General features: G+C 70.5%; 13 protein-coding genes. 2 read left to right on the top strand and 11 right to left on the bottom strand.

Annotated elements, in window-relative coordinates:
• Positions 1-407: 407 nt before the first annotated feature.
• The 6 genes from QA634_RS05785 to QA634_RS05810 form a co-directional block, all read right to left on the bottom strand.
• Positions 408-854 (bottom strand): hypothetical protein, encoded by a 447-nt coding sequence (locus QA634_RS05785; protein WP_012331107.1) that lies wholly within the window; start codon positions 852-854, stop codon positions 408-410.
• Positions 855-974: 120 nt separating this feature from the next.
• Positions 975-1,430 (bottom strand): hypothetical protein, encoded by a 456-nt coding sequence (locus tag QA634_RS05790; RefSeq protein WP_012331108.1) that lies wholly within the window; start codon positions 1,428-1,430, stop codon positions 975-977.
• Between the two features lie 247 nt (positions 1,431-1,677).
• Positions 1,678-3,081 carry a phage/plasmid primase, P4 family gene (locus tag QA634_RS05795; protein WP_012331109.1) on the bottom strand — a complete coding sequence of 468 codons (1,404 nt, stop codon included), beginning with the start codon at positions 3,079-3,081 and terminating at the stop codon, positions 1,678-1,680.
• Positions 3,068-3,937: a bifunctional DNA primase/polymerase gene (locus tag QA634_RS05800; protein ID WP_012331110.1), complete on the bottom strand. Its 870-nt coding sequence runs from the start codon at positions 3,935-3,937 to the stop codon at positions 3,068-3,070. The genes QA634_RS05795 and QA634_RS05800 overlap by 14 nt, the downstream gene beginning before the upstream one ends.
• Before the next feature lie 213 nt (positions 3,938-4,150).
• A complete protein-coding gene (locus QA634_RS05805; protein WP_210161174.1) occupies positions 4,151-4,423 on the bottom strand; it encodes a helix-turn-helix domain-containing protein in 273 nt (90 codons plus the stop codon).
• Positions 4,424-4,766: 343 nt separating this feature from the next.
• Entirely contained in the window at positions 4,767-5,084 is a 318-nt protein-coding gene (locus tag QA634_RS05810) for a hypothetical protein (RefSeq protein WP_150108584.1), read from the bottom strand.
• 759 nt (positions 5,085-5,843) lie between these two features.
• Between QA634_RS05810 and QA634_RS05815 the strand changes: the two genes are divergently transcribed.
• Positions 5,844-6,185 carry a helix-turn-helix domain-containing protein gene (locus QA634_RS05815; RefSeq protein ID WP_083784635.1) on the top strand — a complete coding sequence of 114 codons (342 nt, stop codon included), beginning with the start codon at positions 5,844-5,846 and terminating at the stop codon, positions 6,183-6,185.
• A gap of 29 nt (positions 6,186-6,214) precedes the next feature.
• Positions 6,215-7,138, top strand: a complete 924-nt coding sequence (locus QA634_RS05820; protein ID WP_083784636.1) for a tyrosine-type recombinase/integrase — start codon at positions 6,215-6,217, stop codon at positions 7,136-7,138.
• Between the two features lie 29 nt (positions 7,139-7,167).
• Here QA634_RS05820 and QA634_RS05825 read toward each other — a convergent pair whose 3' ends face one another.
• The 5 genes from QA634_RS05825 to QA634_RS05850 form a co-directional block, all read right to left on the bottom strand.
• Positions 7,168-8,070, bottom strand: a complete 903-nt coding sequence (locus QA634_RS05825; protein WP_012331113.1) for a GspE/PulE family protein — start codon at positions 8,068-8,070, stop codon at positions 7,168-7,170.
• A gap of 390 nt (positions 8,071-8,460) precedes the next feature.
• The gene (locus tag QA634_RS05835) at positions 8,461-9,300 is read right to left on the bottom strand and encodes a peptidoglycan-binding domain-containing protein (protein WP_012331067.1); all 840 of its coding nucleotides are present in this window, start codon (positions 9,298-9,300) and stop codon (positions 8,461-8,463) included.
• 264 nt (positions 9,301-9,564) lie between these two features.
• A complete protein-coding gene (locus QA634_RS05840) occupies positions 9,565-12,753 on the bottom strand; it encodes an autotransporter family protein (protein ID WP_012331068.1) in 3,189 nt (1,062 codons plus the stop codon).
• 247 nt (positions 12,754-13,000) lie between these two features.
• Positions 13,001-13,486 (bottom strand): potassium channel family protein, encoded by a 486-nt coding sequence (locus QA634_RS05845; RefSeq protein ID WP_012331069.1) that lies wholly within the window; start codon positions 13,484-13,486, stop codon positions 13,001-13,003.
• Between the two features lie 59 nt (positions 13,487-13,545).
• Positions 13,546-14,289 (bottom strand): SCO family protein, encoded by a 744-nt coding sequence (locus QA634_RS05850; RefSeq protein ID WP_012331070.1) that lies wholly within the window; start codon positions 14,287-14,289, stop codon positions 13,546-13,548.
• Positions 14,290-14,291 lie beyond the last annotated feature (2 nt).

The raw sequence follows: 14,291 nt of genomic DNA on the forward strand, positions 1-14,291 counted from the left end.
TGGCCGGGCTCTGCCCGTCATGGCCTCAGGGAATAGGGGGAAGAGCAAATTCAACATTGTGTTGAATTTGACACTCCGAAGTAGGCGTGGATCGGGCCGGCGCCGTGGGCCGACGCGCTGCGGGCAGCGCCGGCCGTCATGGCCTTAGGGAATGGGGCGAGCCAAACTTCCACTTGGTGGAAATTCGGCCCCGATGCTCGCGCCCGCGTGCGTGGGGAAGCGACCCCGAAAGTTTCCCACTGTGGGAAACTTTTAAGGACTGCCCGCGTGCGCGGGGGAGCTGCCCTTAGAAAGTTTATCAGCCTGATAAACTTTCCCTTGCGCACCCTTGGCCGGGCTCTGCCCGTCATGACCTCAGGGAATGGGGCCGGCAAAAACGACACCGTGTCGCTTTTGACGCTCCGAAGTCAGATAGGCGTGGATCGGGCCGGCGCCGTGGGCCGACGCGCTGCGAGCGCCGCGTCGAGCGCCCGGCTATTCCGCCATGGGTCGTCACCGCCGCCGACGAAGGTCCACGCGTCGTCGATGACGTCGACGAGGTAGGCGCCGAATTCCGGATAGCGCTGGCACACCCGCCGCAGCGCCTCGGCCATCGCGATCGTGCCGCCGATGCGGTGCAGCTCGTCGCCCACCGCGGCGAGGCCCAGCCGAAAGGTGGCCCGGACCGGATCGTCGGCGATGTCGTCGAAGGAGGGCCCCCGGGTCTCGCACCAGGGGCGGAGGCTGTTCTCGATGGGCGCGTCCTGGTCGTGGGCGATCCGCATCCGCAATTCGAGGACCAAGAGCGCGCGGGTGACCGACACGAGCGCGTCGAAGCACCGGCTGGCGCGGGGGGCGAGGTCGAAAGCATCCACGTCGGTTCTCCGGTTCGAGGTGCGGCCGTGGACGGCCGCAATGGGGTCGCGGGTGGGATCGGACGTCGGCGGTCGGGAACGCCGTTCAGCGGGCTGTGGGGCGGGCTCCTGGCCTACGGCTCAGGTCCACCACACGTCGCCGCTGGCCTTGTCGCCAACGCCATCCCATCGGGCCGCAACCAGTGACCGTACCCGTCCCGCGGGGTGGTCGGCGTTCTCGGCCACGCGTTCCAGCGTCGTGTGCATCAGGGCGGTGCCGCCGATCCGGGCGAGGTGGGTGCCGACGTCGCGGATGGCGCGGTCGAGGGCATGGCCGACCGGGTCCTCAAGCAGGGTGTCGAGGCCCCGGCGCGCGAGCCCGCGGCGGCACTCGTCGGGCGTGAGGAACTTGTAGGTGGGCCGCTCGCCTCGGGCGCGACGTGCATCGGCGACGCGGGCCTCGTAGTCGATGCGCGTCGCGGCGAGGAAGGCGAGCACGTGCTCCAGCCCGGCGACGTCGTCGCGCTGCTGCTGGGTCAGGGCGTCCGGCGCAGGCGATCGGCCCGGCCGGCGGGTGGTGTTCGATGTCGTGGGCATGGTGATCCCGTCGAGAGGAATGAGGCCCGGGGGCGGGTTGGGCGGGCCGGTTCGGGTTGGCCCTGGGGGTTGGGATGACGGATGACGGATCGTGACGGATCTTCCGTATCGGCCTTCACGCGCGCCCGCGCGGGCGCGCGCGTGAGGCGGGAAGGGTTTAATCCGTCATGATCCGTCATCCGTCATTCCTGGCTTGATCCCCCTGCCCAGCGGGGCACACCGGGCAGGGGGAAGATATCTCGTCAGATCAAGCGTTTAGCGGGAAGTCGGGGCACGGCTTGAGCCGGATGCCAGAGAACCCCCGTCCCGTCGCGCCGCGGATCTGCGGGAAGCCACGGCCCGCGATCTTCGGGCTGAACACCTTCTGCGCTTCGGCCTCTTCGCCGTTCACAAGCGCGTAGCTCTTCCAAGCGTTGTACAGCTCGGTAGAGCCTACGGTCAGACGATCGTTACCGGGGTCCAGGTCACACTTTTCTGCCAGGAACTGTCCGAGGAGGTCCTGCCCCGAGAAGTACTCTTCGGTATTGTCCTCAACGGCCTTGGGGCTGATCAAGCGGTTCGCCTGCCAGTCAAGGCAGCCATCGATCATCCAGCGCAGGATGCCCGGCCACTCCGCTTCCAGCTTCTTCGGAAGGTCAGGATCGCGCTTCTCCTTCGGCACGTCGTTGTTGAACGGCACGACGATCAAGCGACGCCGCATCGCCTGATCGACGTTGCGCAGGCTCGGCCGGTTATTGCCCATCACGAAGAGCTTGAACTGCGGCAGGAACTCGAACTCATCCTGGCGCATGAACCGCGCCTTGATCCGGTCCCCGCCGGTCAGGGCCTTGATCCGCGCCTCCGCCCACTCCCGGCCGCCCTCGGTCTCGCTCGCCGTCACCAGGCGCTTGCCGCGCAGGGCCGCGATCTCGGTCGGATGCCGGTCGTGCTTGGCCGCGGTCAGGGCCTCCATAGCGACCACGGTCGCATAGTCCTTCAGGATGCCGAGGGCGGTGCCGATCAGGACCCCCTTGCCGTTGCCGCCCTTGCCCTCACCGAAGACGAACCGCTGTTCCGTCGTGTCGCCGGTCAGGCAGTAGCCGCACCACTGCTGCAGGAACCGAACCGTCTCGGTGTCGCCCCCGAAGGTCTCGTCGAGGAACTGCAGGAACTGGGGGCACTCCGCGGTGTCGGCCGGCGCCACGGCGGTGGTCCGGGTGATCATGTCGGACTGGAGCGCGGGCCGCAGCTCGCCCGTCCTGAGGTCGATGGTCCCGCCCGGCGTGCCGAGCAGGTACGGGTCGAGGTCCCAATCCTCGTAGACGGTCACGAGGCGTGGGTCGGTCTTCGCGAAGGTCTCGACGTTCGCGGCGAAGGCGACCTTCGAGTGCGTCACTCGCAAGTGCCCCGGGGCCTCCTGTGCCACCCGGCGGGCCAGCTCGCGTGCGTACTGGAACGCGCGCTTGACCTTATCGGTCTCCCAGATCGTCCCGGTCCAGTGAAGCCAGGTCTTGCTGTCGACGTTGTACCGAAGAAACCCCTCGAACTGTTTTGCGAACTCAAGAGCGACGCCGTCTTCGGTGATCAGATCCTCGTCGGATGAAGTTGCAGCCTCGCGAAGTTTGGCCTGCTTCTCGGCAAGGCTAATAATCCTGCTCTCAGAGCCCGACATAGCGCGCCTCCATCTTGCGGATCTGCGCTCGGGCGATCTTCTCGACGACGCTGGTGACCTCGTCCTCTTCAAGGGGTGGGCTGAACCGCATCTCGTTCCAGCACTGCAGGAGCTGATGCACCACTTCGAAGTCGACGTGTCGGCAGATGAGATAGCCGGCGAGCTTGGCGACGGCGGTGTTGCGTCCGCCTTCGGTGACGCCTTCGGTCACCAGCTCGCGCCACTCCGACACGGGTCGCGCCGCCTTGCGCTCGGGCTTGGCGAGGCGTGCCGCCATCCACTCGGGCAGTGGGGCGACGGGTGCCCCCCGGAGCGGGTGGTGCTCGGCCGACCACTCGTAGCGACCGCCGGAGATGTGGTCGCTGCCCACGGCGACGATGTAGCCGCCCGCGCCGCGCACATCGAGGCCGTGCCCCAAGGGGCTGTTCGGGTCGCCGTAGCACCCCACCGTGACGCCGGCCGGCGGTCGGAAGAAGATGTGCTGCCCACCGCCGCCGGTCCTGGCCCGCACCGTGTGGGGCAGAGGCCCGTGCTCGGCCTCCAGGGCCGCCAGGGTCGCGTCACCGCCGTGCCGGGGGTCGACGTCGATGATCGTGACCTTGCCCGTGGCCATGCCGATGTTGGCGCCCGGCACGGCCTCGAACCACTGGCGCACGGCTCGCGTATCGGTCGTGGCGTCCTTGAAGCCGCTCGGCGCGAAGCGGGCCATCGGGTGCTTGCCCGGGTGCCGGCAGTTGGGGTTCCCGCACGTGCACGCGAGCGATCCGTCGTCTGCCCTCAGGATGCCGTGTAACGGAAACACCGGGGCACCATTCTCGGCGAGCCACGACGCGATGCTAGTCCGCCCCGCGTTCACAGGAGGCGCGACAAGATTTTCAGCGCCCGCGTCTTGACGCGGCGCCGAAACAACGTTAGATCTTTTCATGGAAATTGACTTTCAATAGCCCCGCCAGCCTCCGCTGAGCGGGGCTGCTTTCTTTGGCAAGCTACGGCAGGGTACACGTGTAGACATGCCCCGGTGACGAGGCGGCTTCGGTTTTTCTCCTAGGGCGTGTCGGGGTGGGCCGGTCTACTGCGCGGTGCGGGGCGCTCCGGTAGGAAGGGCCAACATCTCGCGCAGAGCGAGCGTGGGCACGCGATAGCTACGGCCGAGCTTTACTGCCGGGATCTCTCCGCGGACAATCGCGGCGCGCGCAGCCGCCAAGCTTAGATCGAGCACTTCGGCCGCGGTCTTGGCGTCGACGCTCGGTCGGGTCAATACGCGGGTAATCGCGTCGTGTTCGGTCGCCTTCCTCTTGATGAAGGCACGGGCCCGGGCCATCCGGGTGGCAGCATCGTTCAAACTCAGGTCCTCCGAAATTGCGCCAAGCTCGGGCGCTCAGAGGAGAGTGGGAGCTGTCACGTCCCGTTGCAAGCATGATCTTGCGACCCCTTACGTCAAACAGCTTCCCTAAACGGCTGGCACATCCGCGAAATCGGCTGGCACATGGCTGGCACAAGATGACTGGCCCATCTAGTCTTGCGCGGCACCTCAGAGCGCAAAGCCGCATCGCCGCAACGGCTTAGCGGCGATGCGGAGTTGCGGGGCCGAGCGAACGCACCGGGCGACCAGCTCCGATACGGGATGCCGATATGTCGCACCCCGATCAGACACAAGATCTAGTGGGTTCCGGTCCGCTCGGGCCCTATCCCTGCCGCTGTCTCCTAACTTCGGCGAGGTCGATGACCGCGCCGCCGCCGATCCACCGCCCGGTCTCGGCGTGGTGGCGCCAACGCATCAGGTGGATCGCCTCCCACTCCGCGCCGTCTCGCGGTTCACGGCTCGCGATCTCGCGCATGACGGCGAGACGGCGGTCGGCATCATCATCCCACGCGAGGGCCAGGCGCTGGTACAGGGCTATGTCCTGGGCGTCATCGGGCAGCTCCAGGATGCACTTCTCGGCGGACCGCGCCCGGGCCGTGAATGCCTCATAGAACAAGAGCAGTTCGCCGAGGCCGAGCAAATCTAGGTCCAACGTGCGTGAGGACTCGACTCGACTGGTTGAAGCGCTAATTACTGTTTGAGCCATGGTCGTACCCTAGTCCGACTGTGGTTAGACCCGACCGTGGCCTGCCAGCTCCGGTCGGGTCGCCTGTTCATGGCACCCGAGCCTGTGTACAGCAATCGTTAAAAAGGATTAGGCTACCGACAATTTGTCGGTCGAATATACGGGCACTTCCGCCCACCTTCAGCAGGATACGCGCGCGTCACCTAACTTAGTCACCTAACAGGCGTTGGAGTTAGTTGACAGACACTGGCCGCCCGCCTTGTATGATCTCCACGACTGCTTGACACGCAACTCCACCGCTGCTCTCAATCATGCCGGCAGCAAGGGAGGCGTGTGTGACACGACTGAGACGACCCGACCCACCCGACAATCATTCGTTCGTCCGCAAGCAATTGACCGTGTCGCCGGCCTGGTTGCGCCAGGTCGACAACTGGCGGCGGTCGCAACCGATCATCCCGTCATGGAAGGCGGCCGTGTGTACGCTCGTCGAGCGCGGGCTCGCGGCCGATGCCGCGGGGCGGCGATGATCGTAGCGGAGAGCCGGGCAGACGTTACTGTGACTCGGAACGAAAATCGCGCTGCTACCTGTCGCCGTGTTCAGTCTCCATGTCGGGTTCAGCCCGCTTTGGGCCAATTTCTGCCGAGTTCGAGCAGCACAGTGTCTTGAAGTAGGTGGATATTCGCCTCAAGTAATCTGCAGGATCGCGATTGGCGATGACCCGCGCCGGCCTCCTCACGCCTATGCAAGCCGCGGCCTACCTCGGGATTTGCCGGGAGACACTGCGCGCCCACGTCAAGCACGGCGACCTTTCCTACATCGACATTGGCCGCGGTACTGTGCGGCGTCGGATGATGTTTCATCCCGACGATCTCGCTGCATTCATCGAGGCAAGGAGACAACGCCAGTGTCAATCTACAAACCCAAAAGCAGACCGTACTACCTCTATGATTTCCAGCTCGGCGGTCATCGATTTCACGGCTCTACGCGCTGCACGAGCAAGCGCGAAGCCGAAGCTTTTGAAAAAGAGCGCCGCAAAGAAGCGGCAGAGCAAATAGCAGACGCACGATCTCTAGGCCGACAGCCGATGACCTTCGGGGTCGCGGCAACCCGGTACTGGAACGAGGTCGGCCAACATGTGAAGTCGCGAGCGAACCTCCTGCCGGTTCTGTCTTGGCTTCAGATCGAAATCGGCAACCATCGCCCCCTCAAAGCGGTCGATGGCCGCCTCGTTGCGGCGTTGGTGGCGAAACGTCGGGCCTGCAAAACGCGCACCGGCACGGTGCTGAAGCCGGCGACAGTGAACAGGGTAACGGACGTGCTGCGCACGATCGTGTTTCGGGCGGAGCGCGTCTGGGGGGAGCCCGTCACGGCAGTCGATTGGCGCAGGTATCGGCTCAAGCAACCGCAGGAGCGAGTGCGCGAACTGCGCGAGGATGAGGAGGCGAGGATGTTTGCCGTCCTCCGCGAGGACTACCACCCCATCGTCCGCTTCGCGCTGTTGACCGGCTGCCGGCTTGCCGAGTGCGTGAACCTGCGTTGGGCGGACGTGGATTGGGGCGGCCGTCAGATCTGGATCCGGGGCAAGGGCGACAAGCTGGCGACCATCCCGCTGTCACCGACCGTGCGCGAGCTTTTGTGCACACTCCGGGAGCACGACTCGGAGGTCGTCTTCACCTACCAGGTCCGGAACGGCGGCCGGGAAGTTCGGAAGGGCGCGCGCCGGCCGATCACCTACGAGGGCCTGAAGACGGCGTTCGGGAGGGCCGTGAAGCCGATCCTGCCCGACTACCGGTTCCACGATAACCGCCACACCGCGGCGACGCGGATCCTGCGCGCATCCGGCAACCTCCGGGTTGCGCAGGCGCTGCTTCGGCACTCAAACATCTCCACGACGACGAAGTACGCCCACGTGATGCAAGACGACGTCGTCGCCGCCATGGAAGCGGCGGTGCGTGGGGCGGGCGGAGCGAAAAGTCCCGACCGATCCCCGACGCCGGCTGTACATTAGGAAGCGAAAACCCTATCACTAGAGACACTTCACACGCGGGAGCACCGAGGGACGCTCTCGCCGTGGGCGGTCGGCAGGGTCGAGATGCGGATGTCGACGTCCTGGCCGCGATCCGCCACCCTCATGCGGCCGTCCTGGGGCAGGCGCCGCTCGGCGATGTTGAGCCCGGACAGGATCTTGATGCGGGTCGTGAGCGGCAGCTGCACGCTGCGGGCGAGGCGCTCGGCCTCGACCAGCACGCCGTCGATCCGGTAGCGGACGCGCACCTCCGCCTCCTCGGCCTCCAGGTGGATGTCGGAGGCCTGGAGCTCGAAGGCCTTGCGCACGAGGCGGGCGGCGAGCCGCACGATCGGCGCCTGGCTCGCCACGTCCTGCAGGCGGGCGAGGTCGTCGTCGAGCCCCTCGCCCGCCTCCGCCTCGCCGGCATCGCCGTAGACGGCCCGGTGCAGGCGCTCGAAGGCGCTCGGCCCGACGAGGCGCGGGGCGACCCGGCGGTCGGTGAGGTGGGCGAGGGCGGCGGGGATCTCCGGATCGAGCGCGTCGACGAGCCCGACCGCGAGGGTCTCCGCATCCGCCGCGAGGGGCAGCACCCGGGCCCGGGCGCAGTACTCGGCGGTGATCAGCTCCGGCAGGACCGGCTCGGCCGGCAGGTCCTCCTCGCGCAGGATCGGCAGGCCGGTCGCCTCGGCGAGCGCCGTGACCAGTGTGGTCTCGTGGACGAGGCCGAGTTCGGTCAGCAGCACCGGGAGCGGGCGGCGGCCCGGCAGGTCGAGGGCGGCGAGCGCGCGCTCCAGGCCGGCCGCGTCGAGCACCTGCATGCCCGCGAGGTCGTGGAGGAGCCGGCGGGCGGGGTCGGCTCCGTCTCGGTCGGCGCCGCGCCGGTCCGGCCGGGGCCGCCGCGGCCGCGTCTTGCCGGTCCAGATCGTCAGCATGCGGCCTCCTGCCCGAGAGGAAGCGGCCCGTCCGGCCCGCAAGCAAATCTAAAGGCCGGGCAGTTAAGGATTGACACCGGCGGAGGGCGCGGCGCGGCCGCAGGGGGAGGCGAGATGAGGCGGATCCCGGTCCCGGTGCTGACCCTGGGGAGGCGCTGAGCGTGCGCGCCCCGCACGGGTTCCAGGCCCTCGCGGCCTCGCCCCTCCGGCGCGCCCCGCCGCCGCTGCACCGCGCTCACGCCCTCGACCGCGCAGCGGCGCAGGTGGGCGGCGACGAAGAAATCGGAGCGAAGGCGTGCCATCCGCGAGTCTCCCGGCCGGACCGCCCCTGCTACACAGGCCGGACCGCCGGGCCAACCGGGTCCGGGCGGCGCGGCGCCCCGCCGCCGCTCAGTCCGGCTTGAGGCCCGAGCGGCTCGCGAGTTCCTTTAGGGTGCGGGAGGCCACCTCCGGCGAGCCGGGCAGGCGGCGCTCGCGCTCGAACCGGGCGATGGCCGCCCGGGTGGCCGGGCCGGCGCGGCCGTCGACGGCGAGCGGGCCGTAGCCGAGCTTCACCAGGGCCTTCTGGGCGAAGGCGACCTGCGGGTCGGGGTGCGGCGCCTCGCCCCGGTCCGGGCCGGCCGGCCTCCGCGCCGCCGGCTTGGCCTCGGCCGCCCGGGTTTCCGGGGCGCGGAGAGCCGCGAGCTTGGCGGAGGCGGCCGGCGCCGCCTCTCCCCTCGGTCGCGGCGGGGGCGGCGGCAGGGAGGCGAGGGATTTCTGGCTGCCGGAGGCGGGCCGCGGCGGCGCGTCGTGCGGGGCGACCGAGGCGGTGACCTGCGCGTCGCCGCGGAGGATCTCGCCGATGCCGTCCTGCGGCGCCTCGGCGGGGTGCGGGGCGGGGCGCGGCGGGCGGGCGTCGGGCTTGGCCGCGGACTTGGTCGGGGCGTTGGCCGGGGATTTGGCCGGAGCCTGGGCGAAGAGGGGAGCGGGATGCCGGCCGTTCTGGAAGCTGAGGGCGTTCACCGCCACGGCGGCCGTGGCGGCGAGGGTCAGCAGCCCGCCGGCGATGGCGGCCGGATGGCGCAGCAGCGCCTCGAACCGGCCGCGCGGGCCCCCGGCCTCCGGCAGCGCCGCGGGCGCGGCGGCGGGCCGCCGGACCCGTGGCGCCGCGCCAGGCGGGCGCGGCACCGGCCGCGCCTCGGGCACGATCGTCAGGTCCGGGTCGCGGGGCCGGGCGGGCGCCTCGGGCATCGCCTCTCCTGCGCTGGAGCAATCCGGGCAGGAGGGTACGCGCGCACCCGTCTCGAATGTCCTAATCCCAAAAGCCCGGGATGCTGACGCACCGGGCCGTCGGCCCTCTCGAACCGTCGACACCGCGCCGAAGGCTTGGCGCGAGAGATGGCTTGGCGCGAGAAATGGCTTGGCGCGGAAGACGGCTTGGCGGCGATGCGAGAACGGAACCAGCGGTCATGAGAGATGACCGCTGGGATGACCCGCGGGCTCCGGGGTGGAGGCTCAGAACCGGTAGGTGAAGCCGCCCTTCACGGCGTGGTCCTGCGCCCGCGGCCCGACCTGCCCCGTGTAGGACACGTCGAGCGTCGCCCGCTCCGAGAGCCGCAGCGAGAGGCCGGCCCGCGCCAGGAGGGCGTCGCGGTCGATCGGGATGCCCGCCGTGACGAAGCCCGGCGCCGTCCCGAAGGCGAGCAGCGCGGTCGGCACCACGTCCCCGAAGGCCCGGCGATAGCCGAGCAGCCCGTGCAGGATCACCGGCGCGCCGAAGCCCAGGTCGAGGCCCGTCTGCGCCCGCATGCCCGCCGTCAGCGTCGGGATCTCCGCCGTCCGGGCGGCGCCGGTGAGGGCCCCCACCCCGCCGGTCTCCGCGAAGCGGTCGCGGTCGATGCTCACGGAGGCGCCACCCACGAAGGGCTCGATGAAGGTCGGGATGGGCGCGAGCGGATCCTTGCCCGCGACGGACGGCGCGCCGCCCAGCACGATCCTGTAGCCGATCTCGCCGAAGCCCTGCACCGTCGCGCCGCCGTAGCGCGCCGCCTCGGTCTCGGCCACGCCCGGGAAGGTCACGCTGCGGCGCGTGCGCAGGCTGTCCCCGGCATAGACCGCCCCGAGGCGCAGCGCGAACGGACCCGCCTCGTAGCCGCCGTACACGCCCCCGAAGCCGCTCTCGATCGTGCCCGACTGCACCCGGCCGGGCGTGTCGAGGCTCGTCGTCGTGTAGCCGCCCGCGACGCCGAGCGTGAGCCCGTTCCCCAGCCGCAGGTCGGCGCCGAGCACGAAGCCGGCCGTGTCGCGGCTCACCGCCACGGCGTTCCCGTCGCTGCGCGCCTCGCCGAAGGAGCCGAAGCCCTGGCCCCAGAGGCCGAAGACCCGCGGGTCGAGCACCCGGACCGGCACGGGCGCCGCCGGGGCGGCCCGCCCGGGCAGGTCGGCCGTGTAACTGGCCGGCAGGCTGCCGTAGTCGCGCACGCCCGCCTCGCCCCGGCGCAGGCGGTCGAGGATCGCCTCCCGCACGAAGAAGGCGGTCTCGGAGGCGGCGGAGACGCTGCTCGCGTGGATGTCGCCGCTGAGGGCCTGGAAGGCGCCGACCGCCTCCGGCGTGGTCAGCCCGACGGTGCGGGCCGTGACGGCGCTCGCCCCGCCGCTCGCCTGGATGCCGTTCGCCGCGGCGGCCTGGTTGCGGGTCCGGGCCACTGCCGCGAAGGGAACGTCGTTGCGGGTGAGCGTCAGGTCGACCTCGTTCGCCTGGTAGCGCAGGGTCGGGGTGAGGAAGGCGAAGTTGGCGGTGACGCCCGCGAAGCTGCCGCTCACCCCGCCGCCCGCCGTCAGGATCGGGTAGAGGGTGCGCGGGGCGTAGGTGCCGGCCTGGGCCAGAACCGCGACGGTGCCCCCGGCGAGGGCGGCGGTGCCGGTGGCGGCGAGGCGGTCGGCCTGCCCGGCCGCGTTGGCCTCGACCCGGTAGGTCGAGCCGGCCGCGAAGGCGACGGTCCCGGCGACGGTCAGGGTGCCGATCGAGGTGCCGGGCGCCACGGTGCCGCCGGCCTGGGCCACGATCCCGCCGACCGTGCCGGTGCCGCCGAGGAGGCCGCCGGCTCCGACCGTGACCGGCCCGCCGATCACGCCGTTCGCGTAGAGGGCGCCGGTATCGCCGATCGTCACCGCGGTGGTGAGGCGGTCGGCCGGGTCCATGCGCAGCGTGCCGACCACGTTGTCGAAGTATCCGGCGGCCGCGTAGAGGTCGAGGCGCGCCCAGTAGCTGAGCGGCTGCCCGTAGAAGGCTGCGAGCGCGGTGGTCTCGGTGTTGACCAGGATCTGGTTGATCGTGGCGGTGGCGAGGTTCCCGGAGAGGCCGCCATTCGGCGCGAGCGTCGCGGCCGCGCCGGTGCCGCCGTAGAGGGGCGCGAGGAGGATCGCGGCGTCCGGCCCGCCCGCCGGGGCCTGCTCGCGGGGCGCTTGGTCGAACGGGAGGGTGGGCAGGCCGTAGGTCAGGCGGGACTGGTAGAGCGCCTGATTGGCGGCCGAGGGCAGGTAGGGGGTGTTGGTCGTGTTGGCGGCGCCGGCGGCGCAGGCCGCCACGGAGGCGCCGCACTGGGCCGCGAGGTAGCCCTGGAGCTCGCCCTGGGCGCGCGTGAACAGGCCCGGCAGGTTCATCGCCAAGCCGGTGGTCGCGGCGTTGGCGACGTAGGCCGGGTTGGTGAAGGCCTGGGCGAGGTCGTAGGCCGAGAAGGCCCGCGACGCGACGATGTCGAGCGGGTAGTGGACGCCCAGCACGATGCGGCTGTCCGCGTATTCGGCGGCCCGGGACAGCATGCTGCGGTATTGCTGCGGCACCAGCATGGCGAGCAGGATTCCGTCCGTAAAGGCGTACTGCGTGTGCCCGCTCGGGAAGGACGGGTTGGTGGCGATGCCGTTGAGCGCCGTCGGGTCGAAGATCGCGTAGCGGCCGGGCGCGACCTGGATCGGCCGCGAACTGCCGTAGACGTCCTGGCCGGCCTGGGTGTTCGTCACCCCGTAGGCGAGGTCGTAGACGCTGTCGCGGGTGTTCGGCAGGCCGTTCAGGGTGGGCAGGGTGGAGCCCGCCGGCGCGACGGCCGGGACCGGCACGTAGTTCGCGGGCGTCGTGCCCGGGTTCGTGGCGGCGCCGTTCGCGAAGTAGTTCTTGGCGACGCCGAGATCGGTGCCCATCACCGAGTAGGCCGTGTTGAGCAGGGCGAAGGTCGCGGCGAGCGGACCCGTCGTGGCGGTGCTCGCCCGGATGCCGGCCTGGTAGAGGCTGCCGAGCTGCGGGCCGAGACCGCCGACCGGCTGGACCGGGTTCAGCGTGCCCGCGCCCTGGACCGCCTGGAGCGGCAGGCCGCCCGCGAGATTGTCGGCCGGCCCGAGAGTGACCGTCGTGCCGTTGGCGAGGGTGATGGCGGTGACGAAGGCCGCGCTGCCCGGCAGCGCCTTGTCGCTGATCGCGAGCTGCCTCTGCGCCGTCGTCGCGTTCTGGTTCTGCGCGATCGCCTGCGAGAGGTTGAGCTGAAGCGTCTGCCGGCCGACCGGGGTGCTGGCGAGCGACAGGAAGGGCGCCAGCAGGTTCAGCACGTTGACGTTGGCCGGCGTCGTGTTGACGGCCTGGGCCCGCGCCGCCCCGACTCCCATGATGGCCGTGATCACGGCCGCAAGCGAGACACCCGACAGGAACCTCATCCGGCTTCCCCAAAGTCATTCTGAGCGATGCTCTCGGCCGGGATGGTTAAGGTGCGGCAACGCGCGGGTCGCCGTCATAATCCGTCATAATTTCTGCCGCATCCGGACCGTGTCCGAACTGCCACGACTCGCGATGAGCCGGCGAAATATCTTTGTTTCGAATTGGTATCTCGGCATCCGCGGCGCTCGCCCGCGCGTTCTCCGCCCCGTGCGGTCGAGCAAGGCTGGCGCGATCGGGACCCCTGGGTCAGGGTTCCGCCCCGGGCGGGAGCAGGCGCGCCCGCGCGGCCCGGTGGGCCCGCCCCTTGCCGTGGAGGGGCCAGTAGCGCTCCATGGCCAGGTAGGTGAAGGAGGCCGACCAGCCGATCAGCAGGAGCCCGTTCAGGGCCTCGACCCCGGCGAGCAGCCGCGTGTGCGAGGCCGGAATATGGTCTCCGAAGCCGAGCGACGTGTAGGTGACCACCGAGAAGTAGAGGCAATCCTCGAACGAGGTGACCGGGACGCCCGCGAAGGCCCCGTGGCCGAGCCGCAGGACGAGCAGCCAGTACATCCCGGCGTAGATCCAGACCGCGATGGTGTGGCCCACGAAGGCGGCCAGCACCACGACCAGGATGCGGGCGCGCGGCGGCACCGGGAGGTCGGACAGGTGCTCGGAGGTGAGCCGCAGCACCTCGTAGAGCACCAGGATCGTGGCGACCACGAGGACGATGCTGGCGGTGATGGCGACGAGCATCCGGCAAGAATGCGGGCATCTTGGGCTGCCCGTCATTGACCTTGCTCAACCCGGCCGCATCATTGGCGGGCGGGTTGCGGCCCCTGCCCCGACCGCGCCTCCGCCGGGGCGGTCCCGTCGGCTCCCCCGGGTCCGGCCTCCTCCAGCAGCAGGGTTCGGACGTCGTTCAGGACGAGGGCCGGCTCGAAGAAGTCGAGGCTGTAGATGTTGCGGATGCGCCCCCGCCGGTCGATCAGGAAGGCGCGGAGGAGGTGGCCGAGCGCGCCGCCGGGGCGGCGGTCGAGCCGCTGGTCGTAGGCAGCGAGGATCGGCGCGAGGGCGTCCCGGTCGGGCGCCGTGAGGAAGGCCCAGGCGGGCGCCGCCGGGTCCGAGGAGCGCCACGCGGCCGCGAAGGCGCGCATCACCTCCGGCGTGTCGTGCTCCGGGTCGAAGCTCAGCGTGACGAGGCGCATCCGCCGCGACAGGTCCGCGTCCGCCGCGGCGAGGTCCTGCAGCCGGGCCATGTCGGCGCTGGCCAGGGGGCAGAGGTCGCCGCAGCGCGTGTAGATCAGGGCGAGCACGGTCGCGCGGCCGCGCAGCGCGTCCCGCAGCAGGTCCAGGCGGCGGCCGGTCTCGTCCAGCACGACGCCCCCGGCCGCCGGCCGGATCGGGGGCAGGCGGTAGCTCCCGGCCGGCGGCACCGGGAAGGAGGGGCCGGCCGCGGCGCCGGGCGCGGGCGGGTGGCCCTCGTGGGCCGCCGCGCCGAAGGCGGGCACCGCGACGGCGAGCGCCGCGGCGAGGAGCGGGAGCGCCGCCGGTCGCATCC

Origin of the sequence: Methylobacterium sp. CB376, from assembly GCF_029714205.1 — a bacterium.
GTDB lineage: Bacteria > Pseudomonadota > Alphaproteobacteria > Rhizobiales > Beijerinckiaceae > Methylobacterium.